Source organism: Enterobacter sp. BWH52, assembly GCF_001037565.1.
Taxonomy (GTDB): Bacteria; Pseudomonadota; Gammaproteobacteria; order Enterobacterales; family Enterobacteriaceae; genus Enterobacter; species Enterobacter hormaechei_C.
Window position 1 is genome coordinate 1,853,496 of sequence record NZ_KQ089854.1, and the last position, 18,280, is coordinate 1,871,775.

Annotated in this window: 20 protein-coding genes; 14 read left to right on the forward strand and 6 right to left on the reverse strand. The window is 56.3% G+C overall.

Going from position 1 to position 18,280, the window contains the following annotated elements:
- Positions 1 to 60 precede the first annotated feature (60 nt).
- The 4 genes from SK47_RS08790 (at position 61) to fumD (ending at position 2,898) form a co-directional block, all read left to right on the forward strand.
- Positions 61 to 1,083 (forward strand): methionine ABC transporter ATP-binding protein, encoded by a 1,023-nt coding sequence (locus tag SK47_RS08790; RefSeq protein ID WP_045342723.1) that lies wholly within the window; start codon positions 61 to 63, stop codon positions 1,081 to 1,083.
- The gene (locus tag SK47_RS08795; RefSeq protein WP_045332075.1) at positions 1,076 to 1,744 is read left to right on the forward strand and encodes a methionine ABC transporter permease; all 669 of its coding nucleotides are present in this window, start codon (positions 1,076 to 1,078) and stop codon (positions 1,742 to 1,744) included. The genes SK47_RS08790 and SK47_RS08795 overlap by 8 nt, the downstream gene beginning before the upstream one ends.
- A gap of 23 nt (positions 1,745 to 1,767) precedes the next feature.
- The gene (locus SK47_RS08800) at positions 1,768 to 2,580 is read left to right on the forward strand and encodes a MetQ/NlpA family ABC transporter substrate-binding protein (RefSeq protein WP_003857677.1); all 813 of its coding nucleotides are present in this window, start codon (positions 1,768 to 1,770) and stop codon (positions 2,578 to 2,580) included.
- A 108-nt stretch (positions 2,581 to 2,688) separates the two neighbouring features.
- Positions 2,689 to 2,898 carry a fumarate hydratase FumD gene (gene fumD / locus SK47_RS08805; protein ID WP_003857676.1) on the forward strand — a complete coding sequence of 70 codons (210 nt, stop codon included), beginning with the start codon at positions 2,689 to 2,691 and terminating at the stop codon, positions 2,896 to 2,898.
- Here the strand turns inward: fumD and SK47_RS08810 are convergent.
- Genes SK47_RS08810 through SK47_RS08825 form a run of 4 tightly spaced genes read right to left on the reverse strand, consistent with a single transcriptional unit; the run spans position 2,879 to position 5,942 of the window.
- Complete coding sequence (locus SK47_RS08810) at positions 2,879 to 3,565, reverse strand: amino acid ABC transporter permease (RefSeq protein WP_048243927.1); 687 nt, start codon at positions 3,563 to 3,565, stop codon at positions 2,879 to 2,881. The two genes, fumD and SK47_RS08810, sit on opposite strands and share 20 nt — an antisense overlap.
- Positions 3,549 to 4,295: an amino acid ABC transporter permease gene (locus SK47_RS08815; protein ID WP_045342720.1), complete on the reverse strand. Its 747-nt coding sequence runs from the start codon at positions 4,293 to 4,295 to the stop codon at positions 3,549 to 3,551. Before SK47_RS08815 ends, SK47_RS08810 begins: the two co-directional genes overlap by 17 nt.
- Positions 4,295 to 5,110, reverse strand: coding sequence for an amino acid ABC transporter ATP-binding protein (locus SK47_RS08820; RefSeq protein WP_045342719.1), 816 nt, complete (start codon positions 5,108 to 5,110; stop codon positions 4,295 to 4,297). Before SK47_RS08820 ends, SK47_RS08815 begins: the two co-directional genes overlap by 1 nt.
- A 1-nt stretch (position 5,111) precedes the next feature.
- Positions 5,112 to 5,942 carry an ABC transporter substrate-binding protein gene (locus SK47_RS08825; RefSeq protein WP_048243930.1) on the reverse strand — a complete coding sequence of 277 codons (831 nt, stop codon included), beginning with the start codon at positions 5,940 to 5,942 and terminating at the stop codon, positions 5,112 to 5,114.
- Between the two features lie 244 nt (positions 5,943 to 6,186).
- Between SK47_RS08825 and SK47_RS24070 the strand changes: the two genes are divergently transcribed.
- Together SK47_RS24070 and SK47_RS08835 are read left to right on the forward strand one after the other, a co-directional pair.
- Positions 6,187 to 6,354 (forward strand): hypothetical protein, encoded by a 168-nt coding sequence (locus tag SK47_RS24070; RefSeq protein WP_032609053.1) that lies wholly within the window; start codon positions 6,187 to 6,189, stop codon positions 6,352 to 6,354.
- A 144-nt stretch (positions 6,355 to 6,498) separates the two neighbouring features.
- Positions 6,499 to 7,905, forward strand: a complete 1,407-nt coding sequence (locus tag SK47_RS08835; RefSeq protein ID WP_022650932.1) for a DUF1996 domain-containing protein — start codon at positions 6,499 to 6,501, stop codon at positions 7,903 to 7,905.
- A gap of 56 nt (positions 7,906 to 7,961) precedes the next feature.
- On the opposite strand, the gene SK47_RS23890 is transcribed toward SK47_RS08835, so the two are convergent.
- A complete protein-coding gene (locus SK47_RS23890) occupies positions 7,962 to 8,102 on the reverse strand; it encodes a hypothetical protein (protein ID WP_003857665.1) in 141 nt (46 codons plus the stop codon).
- A 125-nt stretch (positions 8,103 to 8,227) separates the two neighbouring features.
- Between SK47_RS23890 and SK47_RS08845 the strand changes: the two genes are divergently transcribed.
- Both SK47_RS08845 and SK47_RS08850 read left to right on the forward strand, forming a co-directional pair.
- Positions 8,228 to 9,010 carry an MBL fold metallo-hydrolase gene (locus SK47_RS08845; RefSeq protein ID WP_048243932.1) on the forward strand — a complete coding sequence of 261 codons (783 nt, stop codon included), beginning with the start codon at positions 8,228 to 8,230 and terminating at the stop codon, positions 9,008 to 9,010.
- 72 nt (positions 9,011 to 9,082) lie between these two features.
- Positions 9,083 to 9,718, forward strand: a complete 636-nt coding sequence (locus SK47_RS08850) for a carbonic anhydrase (RefSeq protein ID WP_003857662.1) — start codon at positions 9,083 to 9,085, stop codon at positions 9,716 to 9,718.
- A 28-nt stretch (positions 9,719 to 9,746) separates the two neighbouring features.
- On the opposite strand, the gene SK47_RS08855 is transcribed toward SK47_RS08850, so the two are convergent.
- Positions 9,747 to 11,342, reverse strand: a complete 1,596-nt coding sequence (locus tag SK47_RS08855) for an FAD-NAD(P)-binding protein (RefSeq protein ID WP_048243934.1) — start codon at positions 11,340 to 11,342, stop codon at positions 9,747 to 9,749.
- 596 nt (positions 11,343 to 11,938) lie between these two features.
- Between SK47_RS08855 and tssB the strand changes: the two genes are divergently transcribed.
- Genes tssB through hcp form a run of 6 tightly spaced genes read left to right on the forward strand, consistent with a single transcriptional unit; the run spans position 11,939 to position 18,217 of the window.
- Complete coding sequence (gene tssB / locus SK47_RS08860; RefSeq protein ID WP_003856899.1) at positions 11,939 to 12,430, forward strand: type VI secretion system contractile sheath small subunit; 492 nt, start codon at positions 11,939 to 11,941, stop codon at positions 12,428 to 12,430.
- 40 nt (positions 12,431 to 12,470) lie between these two features.
- A complete protein-coding gene (gene tssC, locus SK47_RS08865; protein ID WP_048245053.1) occupies positions 12,471 to 14,006 on the forward strand; it encodes a type VI secretion system contractile sheath large subunit in 1,536 nt (511 codons plus the stop codon).
- Between the two features lie 13 nt (positions 14,007 to 14,019).
- Positions 14,020 to 15,360: a type VI secretion system baseplate subunit TssK gene (gene tssK, locus SK47_RS08870; RefSeq protein WP_032667088.1), complete on the forward strand. Its 1,341-nt coding sequence runs from the start codon at positions 14,020 to 14,022 to the stop codon at positions 15,358 to 15,360.
- Positions 15,357 to 16,010 (forward strand): type VI secretion system protein TssL, short form, encoded by a 654-nt coding sequence (tssL, locus tag SK47_RS08875; protein ID WP_045347666.1) that lies wholly within the window; start codon positions 15,357 to 15,359, stop codon positions 16,008 to 16,010. Before tssK ends, tssL begins: the two co-directional genes overlap by 4 nt.
- A gap of 3 nt (positions 16,011 to 16,013) precedes the next feature.
- Positions 16,014 to 17,720, forward strand: coding sequence for an OmpA family protein (locus SK47_RS08880; protein WP_048243937.1), 1,707 nt, complete (start codon positions 16,014 to 16,016; stop codon positions 17,718 to 17,720).
- A 5-nt stretch (positions 17,721 to 17,725) separates the two neighbouring features.
- Positions 17,726 to 18,217, forward strand: a complete 492-nt coding sequence (gene hcp, locus SK47_RS08885) for a type VI secretion system effector Hcp (RefSeq protein ID WP_009653685.1) — start codon at positions 17,726 to 17,728, stop codon at positions 18,215 to 18,217.
- Positions 18,218 to 18,280: the final 63 nt, after the last annotated feature.

An 18,280-nucleotide genomic window follows, 5' to 3' on the forward strand; every position in this document is an offset into this window, starting at 1 on the left:
ACTATCTTTTGGACATCCATACTGCTAAACCGCTATATGCGTAACGGATAACGAATAAGAATGATCGTACTCAGCAATATTTCGAAGGTCTTTGAAAACGGAAAGCTGGCGCTGACAGCCGTTGATAACGTCAACTTGACGATAGAGCAGGGACAGATTTACGGGATCATCGGTTACAGCGGGGCCGGGAAAAGTACGCTGATCCGTCTGCTGAACGGTCTGGAAAAGCCCAGCGCCGGCAGCGTCACCATTAACGGTCAGGATATCTCCGCCGCGAAGGGAGAAGCGCTGCGTCAGGCACGCCTGAAAATCAGCATGGTGTTCCAGCATTTTAATTTGCTCTGGTCGCGCACGGTGAAGGAAAACATCGCCTTTTCAATGCAAATTGCCGGTGTGCCAAAAGCGCAAATTCAGGCTCGCGTTGCCGAGCTGGTGGAGCTGGTCGGCCTGAAGGGACGCGAGAATGCTTACCCGTCGCAGCTGAGCGGCGGGCAAAAACAGCGTGTGGGCATTGCCCGCGCGCTGGCCAATCATCCGGACGTACTGCTGTGTGATGAAGCCACCTCGGCGCTGGATCCACAAACCACCGATCAGATCCTCGATCTGCTCCTGGACATTAACCGTCGTTTTAACCTGACCATCGTACTCATTACGCATGAGATGCACGTGGTGCGCAAAATCTGCGACCGCGTGGCGGTTATGGAGAACGGTAAGGTGGTGGAAGAGGGGGACGTACTGAGCGTGTTTACGCATCCGCAGCAGCCGATCACCCGGCAGTTTGTCCGCCAGGTGAGCCAGTACGCGGAGGAAGAGACCTTCAATACCGAACTGGCAAACGATCTGGAAGGCACGGTAATCAGGCTGACCTTCACCGGGCACAGCACGCACAGGCCGATCGTCGGTGAACTAACCCTGCGCTACGGCCTGCCGTTTAACATTCTGCACGGCAAAATGACGCAAACCGCCCACGGTGTTTTCGGCCAGCTCTGGGTGCACGTGGTGGCATCGGATGAACAACTGAACAATATCCTCGCCGACCTGAAGCAAAGCGATATTGAAGGCGAGGTAATCAAGCATGGCTGAACAACTCTTTCCGCACCTGAAGTGGGATCAACTTTGGGCTGCAACCCAGGAGACGCTCTACATGACTGCGCTTTCCGGCGTGGCGACGTTTGTCCTGGGGATCGCGCTCGGTCTGGCGCTGTTTTTAACCGCCCGCGGCGGGTTATTCCACAACCGCACGGTCTACAGCGTGATGTCGATTGTGGTGAACGTGTTCCGCTCGATTCCGTTCATCATTCTCATCGTTCTGCTGATCCCGTTCACCAAGACCGTTGTGGGGACCATTCTCGGCGCTAACGCTGCGCTGCCCGCCCTGATTGTGGGCGCGGCGCCGTTCTACGCCCGTCTGGTCGAGATTGCCCTGCGAGAAGTGGACAAAGGGGTCATTGAGGCCACGCGTTCGATGGGCGCGCGGCTGAGCACGTTAGTGTTTCGGGTTTTATTGCCGGAATCCTCACCCGCACTGGTTTCAGGTATGACGGTGACGCTGATTGCGCTGGTGAGCTACAGCGCAATGGCAGGGGTGATAGGTGCCGGCGGTTTGGGAAATCTGGCTTATCTGGAAGGATTCCAGCGCAACCATGGTGACGTCACGCTGGTGGCAACGGTGACCATTCTGATCATCGTGTTCATTATCCAGTTCTGCGGCGATGCCATTACTTCACTGTTAGATAAACGCTAATAAATACACACAGGAACCACATCATGAAAAAGACACTGACACTGATCGCCGCCGCAACCCTGAGCGCCCTGAGCTTTGCCTCCTGGGCGGACACGCTCACCGTGGGGGCGTCCAATACCCCCCACGCGGAAATTCTGGAGCAGGCTAAGCCGATTCTGGCGAAGCAGGGGATCGATCTGGAGATTAAACCCTTCCAGGACTACATACTGCCAAACACGGCGCTGGCGGGGCATGACATTGACGCCAACTATTTCCAGCACATCCCTTACCTGAACAGCGTGCTGAAAGATCACGCGGGCGATAAGGATTATGATTTTGTCAGTGCGGGCGCAATCCACATTGAGCCGATCGGTATCTATTCAAAAAAATACAAATCGCTGAAGGATCTGCCGGAGGGCGGCAAAATCATCATGCGTGATGCGGTTTCCGAGGAAGGGCGTATTCTCTCCATCTTCGAAAAAGAGGGCGTGATCAAGCTGAAGCCGGGCATCGATAAAGTGACCGCGCGCATCAGCGATATCGTGGAGAACCCGAAAAAGCTGCAATTTACCCCTAACGTCGAAGCGTCTCTGCTGCCGCAGATGTACAACAACGACGAAGGTGCTGCGGTGGTGATCAACGCCAACTACGCGATTGATGCTGGCCTGGATCCGGTCCACGATCCAATTGCGGTTGAAAGCGGTGAGAATAACCCGTACGCCAACATCATTACCGTTCATCGCGGTGACGAGAAGAAGAAGGATATCGTCGCGCTGGTGAACGTGCTGCACTCCAAAGAGATTCAGGACTGGATCCGCACCAAATACAAAGGCGCAGTCATCCCGGTTAACAACTAATCGACTGATTTTCCAGACGAAGCCCGGCGAACAACACGCCGGGCTTCTTTTTTGTATCCAGCCGACGAATGATTTAAGCTGACGGTTTAGGGCAACGGAGTGATGGCAATGGGCAATGTGACCAAAGACGAAGCGCTGTACCAGGAGATGTGTCGGGTGGTAGGCAAGGTCGTTCTCGAAATGCGTGATTTAGGGCAGGAGCCGAAACATATTGTCATTGCGGGCGTACTGCGTACCGCGCTGGCGAACCAGCGCGTTAAGCGCAGTGAGTTGACCACCAAAGCGATGGAAACGGTGGTTAAAGCGCTGGCCGGCTAACGCGCCAGCGCTTCGCGAGCAGCTCAAGCGAGCAGCAGAGCAGGTAATAGATCACACCCGTAAAGATAAAAATGGCCGCCGGGTAAATTTGCACCCGGTTGTTGACCTGTCCCGCCACCGTGGTCAGTTCAGGAACGTTCACGATAAACGCCAACGACGTATCCTTCAGCAGGCTGATAAAAATCCCCACCAGCGACGGCAGAATATTTCTCAGCGCCTGCGGCAGCAGCACGCGCCACAGCGTTTGCTGCGTACTTAACCCTTGAGAAAGCGCGGCCTCATTCTGGCCCGACGGTAGGGCTCTCAGTCCGGCTAATACCGAATGCATCACCGCAGCCGCGGTAAACCAGGCCAGCGCCAGCGTGACGGTCGTCGCGCCAGGGAGATCCCTGCCGGTTATCAGCGGCAGCAGATACCACATCCAGAATATTACGAAGATCAGGGGGATCCCGCGAATCAACTCTGCCCACGCAAACAGCGCACTGCGCACCACGCCGGGATAGCGCCAGGCGACGCATGCCAGCACAATCCCGCCGGGCAGGGCAAGCGCGGCGGCGCCAGTGGCCATCAGCAGTGAGAGCAGTACGCCGCCGGGTTCTCCCGCAGTCGCACGTCCCCAAAGCAGATAATCCAGGTTTTCGACAATAACGTTAAATCCGGGGATCATGATTTTTCCTCCCTGAATGGGGGCCGAGACGCACCAGCACGCTCCCCGTCACCATCCCGGTAAGTAAGTAGAGCACCGTACCGACGGTAAAGGCTTCCAGGGCATGGGCGTTGTAACTTTCTATCTGGCGAACCTGGTAGGTCAGTTCGGCGAAGCCAATTCCGCTCGCGAGCGAGGAGAGCTTCATCAGGTTAAGGTACTGGCCAACGACGGGTTGCCAGGCGTTAGCGAGTCCCTGTGGCAGAAGAATGTAGCGAAACAGACGCCATGAGGAAAATCCCTGGGCGAGCGCCGCCTCCCGTTGCCCGGCAGGTACGGAACGGAGCCCCGATTCGACTTCTTCAATTAAAAACGCTGAGGTAAATACGCCTAACCCCCAGGCGGAGCATAAAAATTCGGGCGTAAACCACCAGACGTCACCGGGCAAAATGGACCAGCTGTGGTCTGCATTCACCGCGTCACGCAGCTCCTGCGGCAACCCGTTCCAGGCGGCGAAATACCAGAACAGCAGCTGCACCAGCAGCGGCGTATTGCGAAACAGCGATACCCAGCCGCTGACGAACGAGGTCCCGAGACGTCCCCCGGAAAGCCGTAAAAGCATAAAGAACAAGGCGAGCAGGCTTGCCAGCATAATCCCCGCCAGCGTCACCCACAGAGTGGTGAGAAATCCGGAGAGGATCCAGTGCAGGGGCTGTCCGGCCAGCACCCCCTGCCAGTCCAGAGCGGGCATTACAGTTGCTCCTGACGCAGCGGATCCAGCACTTTTTGCAGGAACCGCCTCGCACGCGGATGCGACGGTTGGTTGAAAAATTGCGCCGGGGACGCGGTTTCCAGAATGTGTCCACCGTCGATAAAGACGATTCGATCGGCAATTTCCCGGGCGAACTGCATCTCATGGGTGACGACAATCATGGTGATCCCGCTGTGGGCAAGGGCTTTCATCACCAACAGCACTTCGCCAATCATCTCCGGGTCGAGTGCCGACGTTGGCTCGTCAAAGAGAATGATTTGCGGCGACGAGGCCAGAGCGCGGGCAATCGCCACGCGCTGCTGTTGTCCGCCGGAAAGTTCAGCAGGGTAGCGGTGCGCCTTCTCCAGCATGCCGACCTTCTCCAGCAGCGCCAGCGCGCGCTCCTGGGCGGGCATGGGTTTCCAGCCGTGAACGTGCTCCAGTGCCAGGGTGATGTTCTGGCTGGCGGTAAGGTGGGCATAGAGATTGAACTGCTGGAATACAAACCCGACGCGGCTGCGTAACTGACGTAGCCTGCTGCCGGAAAGCTGTCCGGTCGGCTTGTGGTCGACCAGAATCTCCCCGCCGCTCAGGCTCTCAAGCTGGTTGATAAGCCGAATCAGGGTCGATTTTCCGGAACCCGAAGGGCCGAGAATGGCAACCACTTCACCCGGCATGATGGTGAGATTAATGTCGGTTAAAACCGGATGGTCGCCGTAGCGTTTGTCCACATGGCGAAACTCAACGCTGGCCTGTTCCAGACGTGAAAAATCCGCGGCATTGGCCGCGGAGTGCGAAAATAAACCTGAGAGCATATTACCGGGCTTCTATTTTAAAGTTACGAGGCTGTGGAGCAGGGCTGCCTGGACCGAACCAGACGTCATAGATTTTTGCCGCCTGGCCGTTTTTCTCCAGGTTAACCAGCTCATCGTTAACGGCTTTCAGCAGCGCCGTTTCACCCTTTTTCACCCCCACGCCAATCTCTTCTTTACTGAGCAGGTCGGGCAGGATTTTGAAGTCGGCTTTATCCGGCGCCTGCGCCAGCAGACCAGCCAGAATGGTGCTGTCCTGGGTAATGGCCTGCACGTTGCCATTGCGCAGTGCCGTCAGCGCCAGCGGGATGTCATCGTAAGAGAGGACGCGGGACTGCGGAAAACGCTGGTGCAGCGCCTGTTCACCCGTCGTACCTTTTACGGCGCCAATGCGTGCCCGGCTATAGTCATCAAGCTTGTCCGGTGATTTTACCGGGACCAGGAACTGCTGGCCGGTGACGAAGTAAGGCGTCGAGAAATCAATGACCTGTGCGCGTTCCGGGGTGATGGTGATATCCGCCACGATGAGATCCGCTTTTCCGGACTGTAGCAGCGGAATGCGGTTAGCCGGATTGGTGGCGACCAGTTCAAGCTTGACGCCGAGCGATTTCGCCAGCGCTTTGGCGAAGTCCACATCGTAACCCACGATCTCATGCGTTTTGGCATCAATCGAGCCAAAGGGTGGATTAGCATCAAACGTGGCCACTTTCACCACGCCTGCTGCCTTGATATCCGCCAGCCGATCGGCCTGCGCCTGCGCTGAAACCAGGCCCCAGGCAGCCACTAATCCCAGAACCTGCGCCCGTTTTTTAAACCCTTTCATTTTTGCAGCCATAGTCATACGCCATCCCGTTGTTTTTGTTTTACCCCGTTACGCTCCCATAAGGGAAAGCTATCGCCAAATAAGAAATCGTTCTTTGCTATGAGAAAAAAGCATGAGTGAACAAGGTGTTAAAGAAGAGAGCAGACGGCGGGGCGCTATTTGCAGATCCTGCACATCGACAGTGGATTTTGATATTTCCCCCGGGCGCAATTTGGGTGTTTAACTGAGGACAGGTTAAGCGAGAAGGGTAATGACGATGAAAAAATGGATAAGCACGTTACGGCGGTTTTTTGCGCCCCGACCAGCGAATGCGGAGAACAGCGCGCAACGTGTTCTTGAGTCAATACTGCCTGTCGCCAGCCTGTATGGCGTGGACGTAGCCAACATCGACCCGGAGTGGTTCCATGATAAAACGTCACGCTGAACTGCGCCGGACGCGCGAAATGTACTGGAATGAGTTGTGCGTGGTGTCTGTAAAGCGAGGATGAAAGGAAAAATACCCAGGCTAATCCTCGGTAATTGATGGCCGTTTTGTTACCACTATCTCCTTTCACAGATGGAGATAATAATGAAACGGACAGTATTAACCCCCGCGCTTTCTGCCACCGCACTTCTGCTTACCATGCAGGCGGCACACGCTGGTCCACAGGCACATGTTGTATGCAGTTATTCCCACACCCTCGGCGATGATGCCATTATGATGTTCGGCATGCCCAACGAGGCTATGCTGCACGATTTTTTTGGTAACGTGCATACGGATGCTTACTCCAGCCGTGAATCGCTGCGTACCCAGGAAAAGACCACCTGCGATAACAAAGCAGACAGCTCGGCCTACTGGGCTCCGTCGCTAAAATTGCCGGACGGAACGGTGGTCAAACCCGCCTATCAAAAAACCTATTATCAAGCATCGAACGTTGACGCCTGGCCGCTGCACCCGTTCCCGGCGGGGCTGTCGCTGCTGGCGGGCGATCACCACGGCACCGCGCCAAATCCGCATATCACCTTTTTATGCGCCAATGGCAAGGGTTACACCACCAGAACGGGTGAAGTCTGCGGCTTACGCAAGGCGAAGGATGCCGTGCAGTTTAATATCGGCATTCAGTTCCCGAACTGCTGGGACGGGGTCAACCTGAAGCCCGCCCACGGCCTGGCTAACGCCACCTACGATACGAAAGGACAGTGTCCGTCCGCCTTCCCGGTGAAGATCCCGACGGTGAACATGAATATTGCGTACGTGCTCCCGACAATTAGCTCTCTGGATACCAGTAAAGTCCAGCTTTCCCTCGACCCCATCATGCATGGCAGTGAGCGTGAAGAGCGGTGGGGTAGCCTGTATACGGCACATGCTGACTTCATGAACGGCTGGACGGAAGATGCCGCGCGCTTTATGACCGACCTGTGCATGAACCGCGGAATGGATTGCGGCACCACCGTGCCGTATGGTTATTCAAAAGCGAAGGCCAACGTCTGGCTCAGCAGCATGGAACCCGCACTTTCACAGCCCGATCCCCAGGTCTTACTGGTGCAGGATAACTGGAAGAACGGTGGACGCACGAAAAACAGCGAAACATTGTCGCTGGTGAAGTTCCACATTCCACCGCTGCCTGCCGGACAGGATCCTGCCCTGTTCAAATACCGCGTAAGAATTTTTGGCGGGAAAGTGGAAACCAACGGCGCGGATCAAATTTTCTTCTATCCGGCGAGTAACGACTGGGATCCGGCCACCGTAAGCTGGCATTCACGACCGTCCTGCAACTACCGCTCGGATGCGGTGCTTTACCTGAACCACTCCCGCGAATACCGGATGGTGGACGTGGATAAAGTGGTGCGTAAGGCGCTGGCAGAAGGGAAAACCGAAATTTCGTGGTATATCGGCGGCGATCGTCAGGGAAATCACTATCAGTTTGAGACGGGCTCATCTCCCCAAAGCCTGATCCTGATGCTGACCGGGTTTAGCAAAACGCCGGAGATCTGATATCGGGTAGCAAAAGGCATCCATAAAAAAGCACCGGGGAGCCCGGTGCTTTTTCTTCAGATCTTGCAGGCATCGCCGCAGTCGTCATCGGCGACAATCGCCTGGGCTTTTTTATCCGCATCGTCGAGACGTTCCGCGTTGCGCTCTTCTGCTTCATCCAGCCCGTTAAAGACTAAGTTATCGAGATCAATTTCCATGTGCCACCTGCGTTATTCAGTTTTTGATACTGGCACAGTATAAGTCAAAAAAAGCGGGCCAGGCACCCTTCAGCACATATGGATAATCCCTGCCATACTCAGTGCTTTATTGCTGAGGAAAGCCGATGATTACACTCTGTAAAACCTGCGGTACCGCTTACGATGAACAGCCCAAAAACTGCCCGATTTGCGACGATGAGCGCCAGTATGTCCCGGTGACGGGCCAGGCATGGACGGACTTCGACAGCCTTACGACCACGCACACCAACAAATGGCAACAGCTGGAGCCGCAGCTGTTCAGCATCAAAACCGTTCCCGCTTTTGCCATCAACCAGCGCGCGCTTCTGCTGCGTACGCCACAGGGCAATGTTCTGTGGGACTGCATCGCCAATCTTGACCCGGCGACCAGAGCGTTAGTTGACGCGCTCGGGGGCATCAGCGCGATCGCGATTTCGCACCCGCATTACTACACCACCATGCAGGAGTGGGCCGCCGCGTTTAACGCGCCGATCTACCTGCACGCCAGCGATCGGCAGTGGGTGATGCGTGACAGCCCGGCGATACGCTTCTGGGAGGAGGACGCCCTGGAGATTATGCCTTTGGTGACTCTGCTAAGGCTTGGCGGGCATTTTGCAGGCGGCACAGTGCTGCACTGGCAGTCAGGCGACGGTGTGCTGCTGGCCGGTGATATTTTGCAGGTTACACCCGGAAAAGACGCCGTGTCGTTTATGTGGAGTTATCCGAATATGCTGCCGCTGCCTGCCCGCACCGTTGAGTCGATGATTGGCCGACTGACCGGGAAAACGTACCAGCGCCTGTACGGGGCCTTTGAAGGGCAGAACATCCCGGTGAACGCAGATGAGATCGTGCAGCGGTCGGGCCAGAAATATATTGCTTGTCTCCGCTAAGACGCGGTGGTTAAATTTTACGAGTGTGATCGCGATCATACCTAAACTAAAACAGATAAAAGAGAAATGGCTATGCAACATATCATTGAAGGTTTTCTCAGCTTTCAAAAAGAGATTTTCCCGCAACGTAAAGAGCTTTTTCGTAGTTTAGCGTCCAGTCAGAATCCCAAAGCGCTGTTTATCTCCTGCTCCGACAGCCGTCTGGTTCCGGAACTGGTTACGCAACAGGAGCCAGGACAGCTCTTTGTCATTCGAAACGCGGGCAACATTGTGCCTCCGTTCGGGCCGGAGCCTGGCGGTGTCTCTGCGACCATCGAATATGCGGTCGTGGCCCTGGGCGTGACCGATATCGTTATTTGCGGCCACTCCAACTGCGGCGCGATGAAGGCGATTGCTGACAACGCCGATCTGGAGCCGATGCCGGCCGTTTCCCACTGGCTGCGCTATTCTGATGCGGCAAAAGCGGTGGTGGAGAAGAAAACCTGGGATAAGCCAATCGATAAAGTGAATGCGATGGTGCAGGAAAACGTCTTTGCGCAGCTGAGCAACATCAAGACCCATCCGTCGGTGGCGGTAGGCCTGCGCAACAATGCCATTCGCCTGCACGGCTGGGTATATGACATCGAAAGCGGCAAAATCCTTGCCCTGGACAAGAACACAAAATCGTTCGTGTCGTTGTCGGAAAACCCGGAAGTCTTCTTCGAGTAATCCGACACCGCAGGGCAGGGAAGCCCTGTTAAAACTCCATGTAAGGTAACTTCCTTCGCACCCCCGACGCAGGTTTTCCAGCTGCTTCCGCCATCGCTTTACCAATTTCAGCGCACTCAGACAAACCCTGAACAAACGGATGATCGTGCATCAGCCAGGGGATTGCCCCAAAAGCGATACGCCCCCGCAGTGATGCCGGCGCCAGCAACGTATAGTCTTCCGCCACGTCCGGAACGTCATCGCCGGTTCCCGCAAGCTGTGTACGCAGGGTGGGGAAGGGAATGTCCTTGTTTCTGAGCGGCTTTTGCCCGCGCGCGTCGATAAACACGTCGAAGCGGTAACTTTTTTCTGCCGTGGTGATGACGGTCTGATCGCTGCCGATATCCAGGTCGTAATCATCACCGAGTGCGACCACGCTAATGATCCCTGCCTCGCGCAGCGCCAGTAACCGGCGGATAGACTGCGGTGGAATGGCGGCATAATTATCGATAAACACACGCTCCAGCCCGGATTTAAACCGCTCTCTGTCATGCTCATTGAGTGAAGGGACGATGGCCTGTACCACTTCATGCAGACGAAGCACGGTATAGCGCCAGGCAACGGTGCGTTTTTCGCGCTTGTTGCGCTCCACTTCTTTCAGATTCGCTTCGGCCCAGGTGAAAGGACCGTGCTTTTTACGATCCTCAAACCAGGCATCACGGAGCGTGTCGGCATTCAGCGTGCCGAGCGCTATCGCCTGACACCATCGCGGATCGGCCAGCTCAAGCTCTTTCACCATCAGCGCAAAGATGCGGTCAAGCAGCCCATCCGGGCCTTTGTCGATTTCGCTTGCCACCACACAATCCGTTAACACCGACAGTGGTTCATAAGGGATAGGGCAGTAAAAATCGGCCTCCGGCAGAACGCCCGTGCGGGACATCAGCATGATTTTTAGCCCTTCGCTGCCTTTATTGACAACGAACTGCTTCCCGCTAAACCGGCCATGCTGCATCACAACCGCCATTGCAGCGTCCAGCCCGCTGAGGGAGGTACCCATGATCCCCACCTCACAGGCTCGGACCTCCGCTTCCATCAGCCCTGACCATGGGCTTGGGAAATATGCGCGGGTGGTTTCATCTTCATCAGGCCAGACGTGGCCGGTGGCAACAACCGCAAGATCAAACCGCCTTGAGAAAGGGGCATCGTTCACTGAAAGGGCCACGCCGTCTGCATCAGCCTTAATATCAGTGACTTCTGCGTTGGGGTGAACCTCGATATGAAACCTAGCCTTTTTCGCCTCGGCAGCGACAGCGAGAAACCGGTCGTGGAAATATTCACCCAGCAGAATACGGGGCAGAAATTGCCGGTCGTGCAGCTTCTCACTGTCGACGTTATAGCGGGCAAGGCGGGCCGCATTCTGCTGTTTGAGCCAGTCCAGGTAAGTGATGAAAATGGGCGGTATTTCAATACTGGCGATGTTCGCCAGCATCAGCCGGGAATTATCCTCGTCGCTGTAGGGCATTCCGACACCGGGTTGGTCTGCCTTTTCGAAAACGGTGATCGAAAGCGGCGCTGCGTTGTTAAGAAGTGTGTAAAAGGTGTAAATCCCTGTTGGGCCTGAGCCGATAATGGCGATTTTTTTCATCGAAAGCGTTCCTGCGTTTCTGAACCATACAACAAGCGTAGCAGGAGAAAGGCTAAGTCATTCAATGAAGGGAGAAATTAAGACGTTTAGAAGAGGGGATGTTGCGCCCCTTCCTGAATTTATGGGAAAGTCAATTCAATTGACCCTGCTGATTAGATATAATTCTGCCTGATTTTCTGAAAGGAATAACTGTTTGGTCCCAGGTTTATCGATTATCTGTATGTGATAGGGGTTAAAAAAAGAGATAGGATATTTAAATATATAGTGGGGCCAATATTATCCTTATTTTTTATAACTGTGAGTGATGGAATAGTCCGTGGCTGGACTATTCCATCACTTCGATCAAGTAACAAAATAATCTGGTAGCCAACCTTTGAGCAACTTTTTGTCAGGCTCACAAAAAGCGCGCAAGGGCATTTCGGCAGGCCGCTACGCGGCGTTCTTTTTTATTCTTATTGGTGGAATATTCTTAAGAAAAGTCCAGTTGTAGATCTTTGATCTGAAAAGTTGATTTCAAATGGACATTTGCTCTAATATGGCTTTGTAAACAAACGTCACTCACTTAACATTTATTTCTTTTAAAGAAAGGGATTGCTATGGCCGATTCATTCCAGAATGAGGTGCCCAAGGCACGCATAAATTTAAAGCTGGCTCTGCATACAGGTGGCGCGCAAAAGAAAATCGAACTGCCACTTAAACTCCTCACCGTCGGTGATTTCAGTAATGGAAAAGAGAATCGCCCATTATCGGAAAGGGAGAAAATCAACGTCAATAAAAATAACTTCAACAGCGTACTTTCGGAATTTAACCCGGAAGTGAATCTGACGGTTCCTAACACAATGGCCGGGGATGGCTCGGAAGAAAGCATAAAACTGAATTTCTCCGATATTAAGGATTTCGAACCTGAACAGGTTGCCCGCCAGATCCCCCAGCTCCGCGCCATGCTGGCCATGCGTAATTTATTACGCGACCTCAAATCCAATCTTCTTGATAACGCCACTTTCAGAAAAGAACTCGAGAAAATTCTTAAAGACCCGGCGCTGTCTCAGGAATTACGCGACGAAATGAGTGCACTGGCCCCGAAATAAGCGGCATGTGTAATTTAATGGATTAACCGGGAATATGCTGATGTCTGTGAATACTGAAACCGCCTCCGCGCAGGGGCAGACCACCGTACTGGAAAAAGAGGGCGTTTACGCCTCCCTGTTTGAAAAAATCAACCTGACCCCGGCCTCCAGCCTGGGTGATATCAATGCGTTTCTGGATGACGCCGCGCTTTCTGACGCTCCGGCGGGTGAACGCCTGACGGCGGCGATGCAGGTGTTTATGGACTGCATCCGCAAATCCGGTCAGCCGGTGGAGAAGCTCGACAAAACGCTGATTGACCACCATATCGCTGAACTGGATTTCCAGATCAGCCGTCAGCTGGATGCCGTAATGCATCACCAGGAGTTCCAGAAGGTGGAGTCCCTGTGGCGCGGCCTGAAGCAGCTGGTGGACAGTACCGACTACCGCCAGAATGTGAAAACCGAAATACTGGATGTGTCGAAAGAAGATCTGCGTCAGGACTTTGAAGACGCGCCGGAACTTATTCAGAGCGGCCTCTACTGGCACACCTATACCGCCGAATACGACACCCCGGGCGGCGAGCCGATTGGTTCCGTGATTTCATCCTATGAATTTGACGCCAGCCCGCAGGATGTGGCGCTGCTGCGCAACATCTCTAAAGTATCAGCTGCCGCACATATGCCGTTTATTGGCTCTGTCGGTCCGAAATTCTTCCTGACAGACTCGATGGAAGAGGTCGCTGCAATTAAGGATATCGGCAACTACTTCGACCGCGCCGAGTACATCAAGTGGAAATCCTTCCGCGACACCGACGACGCCCGCTACATCGGCCTCGTGATGCCGCGCGTGCTGGGGCGTCTGCCGTATGGCCCGGACACCGTACCGGTACGCAGCTTTAACTACGTTGAGCAGGTGAAAGGCCCGGATCACGAGAAATACCTGTGGACCAGCGCGTCGTTCTCCTTCGCGTCAAACATGGTGAAGAGCTTCATCAATAACGGCTGGTGCGTGCAGATCCGTGGCCCGCAGGCGGGCGGGGCGGTGAAAGATCTGCCTATTCATCTGTACGATCTCGGCACCGGCAACCAGGTGAAAATTCCGTCTGAGGTGATGATCCCGGAGACCCGCGAGTTTGAGTTTGCCAACCTCGGCTTTATCCCGCTCTCGTATTACAAAAACCGCGACTATGCCTGCTTCTTCTCGGCGAACTCCGCGCAGAAACCGGCGTTGTACGACACCGCAGATGCCACGGCCAACAGCCGCATCAACGCCCGTCTGCCGTACATCTTCCTGCTGTCGCGTATTGCGCACTACCTGAAGCTCATCCAGCGCGAGAACATCGGCACCACCAAGGACCGCCGTCTGCTGGAGCTGGAGCTGAATACCTGGGTGCGTAGTCTGGTGACGGAAATGACCGATCCGGGCGATGAGTTGCAGGCTTCTCATCCGCTGCGTGACGCGAAGGTGGTGGTGGAAGATATCGAAGACAACCCGGGTTTCTTCCGCGTGAAGCTGTTTGCGGTGCCGCACTTCCAGGTGGAAGGCATGGATGTGAACCTGTCTCTGGTGAGCCAGATGCCGAAAGCGAAAGCGTAAGGCGGTAGCAGAGATGAAAATTTATCGTCCGTTATGGGAAGACGGGGCCTTCCTGGCCCCGCAGCAGTTCCAGCAGCAGGCCCGCTGGGATGCACATGTGGCCGACACCGTGGCCCGGATGGCGCTGGCGCACCCGTGGGGTGTGCTGTGTGCGGAGTTCGACGAAGGCGCTCTGGCCCTTTCACGGCTGAATGCCACCCGGCTTTGCGTGCGCTTTGCGGATGGTACGCTGGTGGACACAGATCTGGCGGATAACCTGCCGCCGGTCTGTGATTTATCAGCGGCGGGGAGTGATGCAGTTGAAGTGCTGCTGTGTCTGCCACTCCTCAGCGCCAACGGCGGTAATCTGGATGACGGGCAGGATAGTGCCCGTCCGCGCCGCTGGCAGTCTGAACGGGTGACGGTGCAGGAACTGGCCGGGCATGAGCGCAGTGAACTGACGGTACTTCGTCATGCCCTGACGCTGCGGCTGTCGACTCAGGAAAACAGCGCCTGGCTTACCTGCCCGGTGGCGAGACTGATGCGAAACGCGCAGGGGCAGTGGGTACTGGAGCGGAGCTTTATTCCGCCGCTGCTCTCTTTATCTGCCAGCCCGTTACTGCTCAGCGAACTGAGTGATTTGCTGCACCGCCTTGCGGCCCGGCGTAAGCGCCTGATGGCAATGCGCCGTGAAAGCAACGAGCGGATGGCGGACTTCGCGGTGGCCGATGTATCGCTGTTCTGGTTGCTGAACGCCCTCAACAGCGTTGAGCCGGTACTGACGGAGCTGCACCAGGCGCCGTCCCGCCATCCGGAACTGCTGTACCGCGAGCTGGCCCGCCTTGCCGGCAGCCTGCTGACCTTTTCGCTTGAACATGATGTGGACGCCATTCCCCCCTATCGGCATGACGCGCCGGAAACGGTGTTCCCGCCGCTGTTTACCCTGCTTGATAGTCTCCTTGAAGCCAGTCTGCCGTCGCGCGTGATCGCTATTGAACTGAAACAGGGCGAAGACCGGGAAATCTGGCGCGGGAAGCTGCACGACGCGAGGCTGCGTGAAGGGGCCGATTTCTATCTCTCCGTGCGCTCCGCCATGCCAAACCACGAACTCCAGACGCGCTTCCCGCAACTGTGCAAGGCGGGCAGCCACGATGATGTCTCTGAGGTGGTGAATATCGCCCTGAGCGGGATGGTGATTAAACCGCTGAGTCACGTTCCGGCGGCCATCCCGCTGCGCCTGGAAAATCAGTATTTCGCGCTGGATCTGTCCACCGATGCTGCTCGTGCCATGCTGGAGGCCGGGAACTGTACCTTCTATACGCCGGGCTCCCTCGGTGAGGTGAAACTTGAACTGTTTGCGGTGCTGCGCTCATGAACGATGCCGACATTGACCTGATAAACAAAACGTTTTATCCGGGCTGGCTGATGGTCAGCCAGTTGCGCAGCGGCCAGGAGGTAAAGGACGGCGAAGCGCTGTACCGACGGGCCTGCCGGTGGGTGAACGCCGCGCGTGAATCACTGAACAAAGCCGGGTTCAGCACCACGTCCTGCGAACATATGCTGTATGCGTACTGCGCCCTGATGGATGAGAGCGTGCTGAACCGGGATAAACAGGATGACGGTTACCGCCAGTGGCGAAAAGACCCACTTCAGGCGCGGTTTTTCCGTACCCTGAATGCAGGAGAAGAGCTATGGGAGCGTATCCGTACGGCCCTGCGCGAACCTGCGCCGGATGTGGCAGTGCTGACCTGTCTGTACCGCACTCTGCAACTGGGCTTCACCGGTCAGTACCGCACGCAGGATGATGAGCGGCGTGAGGATGTGGTGCGCGCGCTCAGTGAGCGCGTACCGCCGTTTGCGCTGACCCAGGAAACGCCTGTGGTGGTCAGGGCATCCCGCCTGCGCAGCGGACGCCGGATGTACTGGCTGGGCTGGGCGGCGGGCGTGGTGGTGCTGGCGGCGCTGTGGTTCACCTTCTCCTCTGTGCTGTCGCAGATGGTGGCGCAGATTGCGGGGCAGGGATAACGGATGCGTCAACTCACCCGAACGCTACTCACACTGTTTGCTGCTGTCCTTGCCCTGTGGCTGGTCGTGGGTTTCTGGCCGCTTTCCACCGTCAGCCGTTCTGTGCTTAGCATCTGTATTCTGCTGGTCTGCGGCGCGGCGCTATGGCATCGGTGGCGGCGTCGCCAGTTCGTCATACCGGTAACGGAGCATGTCCTGCCCCCGGAAGATTTTCAGGGTGCGGTGGTGCTGGCCTGCGGCAATACGACCAGCCTGTTCCCTCCCGATACCGTTTATCGTGAAACCCGTCAGGGCTGGTACATACACGCGCAAAACGCAGAACAGCTGCCGCTGCTGGCGCAGCATCTGGCGGCTGTCCGTCCGGCGCTGGTGTCGCAGGTCTCGGTATTGCTGGCGCTGATACCGGAACAGCAGACGTCGGAAGAGGCACTGGCGCAGACGCTCCGTGGCTGGCGACGCAGTATTACGCAGTGCCGGAACTGGCTGAACGGTGTTCCACCGGTATGGAGCGTGGCCTGGGTGACGCCACCTGACCTTCACTCTAAAGAAGAGGCGCAGTGGTTTACCGTCACACCGGAGTTACCGGGCGTGCGGGTGCGGCAGAACGGAGATGTCGCCCTGCCGGTGACGGACTGGCAGTGGGAGAGCGGCAGCCGCGCCTCACGCCTTTATGACACGCTGTGGCTGGACAGCATACTGGCGCTGATGGCGCACCACCTCACCCGGCCACTCAGCGCCAGACAGGGTGAGCTTCCGCAGCTGAATCTCTGCGCGGCAGGTATCTGTCTGACACCGATCGCCGCAACAGAGGATAACCTCTGGCAGCAGCAGATAGCCGGTATCACCACGCTTTGCCCGAAACCTGTCTTTGCACCGGATTTACTGCCGCTGCCGGAGGTATTGCTGCCGTACCTGCCGCGTCGCCACGGCATCAGCCGCCGGATGCAGAATATGCGGCTGGCCGGGGGTATCAGCTTTGTCTTCCTTGCGCTGGCGATGCTGGCTTCCTTTATCAACAACCAGCGGCTGGTGCGCAGCGTGGGCGACCACCTTGCCGTATACCACCGTCTCAGCGGCACGCCACCTGAGCCGAAGCAGCAGGCGCAGCAGCGTTTGCGGGCAGACAGCCGCCTGCTGGACGACTGGCTGCGGCGTGGTGAGCCACTGCGTTACGGGCTCGGCCTGTATCAGGGCATGCGTCTGATCCCGCCGGTAGAAGCCGCCATTAATAGCTGGACGCCACCGCCGCCACTTCGTCCGGTGATTAAGAAAATCGTGCAGGGGCCGCAGACTGTCCGCCTCGACAGCATGTCGCTGTTCGATACCGGAAAGTGGGCGCTTAAACCCGCCTCAACGAAGCTGCTGGTGAACTCACTGGTGGGGATCAAGGCGAAGCCCGGCTGGCTGATTGTGGTGGCGGGCCATACCGACAGCACCGGGGATGACCCGTCCAACCAGGTGCTGTCCCTGAAGCGTGCGGAGTCGGTCCGCGACTGGATGCGGGATACCGGCGACGTGCCGGAGAGCTGTTTTGCGGTGCAGGGCTATGGTGAAAGCCGTCCTGTCGCCACCAACGACACGGCTGAAGGGCGGGCGCTGAACCGCCGTGTCGAAATCAGTCTGGTACCGCAGGCGAATGCCTGCCAGGCGCCGGGCAAGACCCATGCGTCATCGCAGGATGATGGCGCTGATAACAATGTAACGGAGTAATTAACATGGCAATTCCAGTCTATCTGTGGCTGAAGGACGACGGCGGCGCGGACATCAAAGGGTCTGTGGACGTTCAGGATCGTGAAGGCAGTATCGAAGTGGTGGCCCAGGAGCACAACCTGTACATCCCGACCGATAACAATACCGGCAAACTGACCGGCACCCGTATCCACACCCCGTTCCTGTTCACCAAGGAAATCGACTCCTCCAGCCCGTACCTGTACAAGGCGGTGACGACCGGCCAGACCCTGAAATCTGCCGAGTTCAAATGGTACAGAATCAATGACGCAGGCCAGGAAGTGGAGTACTTCAACACGAAGCTTGAGAACGTGAAGCTGGTGAAAGTGAATCCGAAGATGCACGACATCAAGGATCCTGCTTTCGAGAAGCATAACCACCTCGAGCAGATTGAACTGCGCTACGAAAAAATCACCTGGACCTACAAGGACGGCAACATCATTCATTCCGATTCCTGGAACGAACGCGCCACTGCGTAAGAGCCCCGAGCAGACGGTCAGCCGTCTGCTTTTTTTGCTGAGCGCCTGTACTGACGGGTGGTC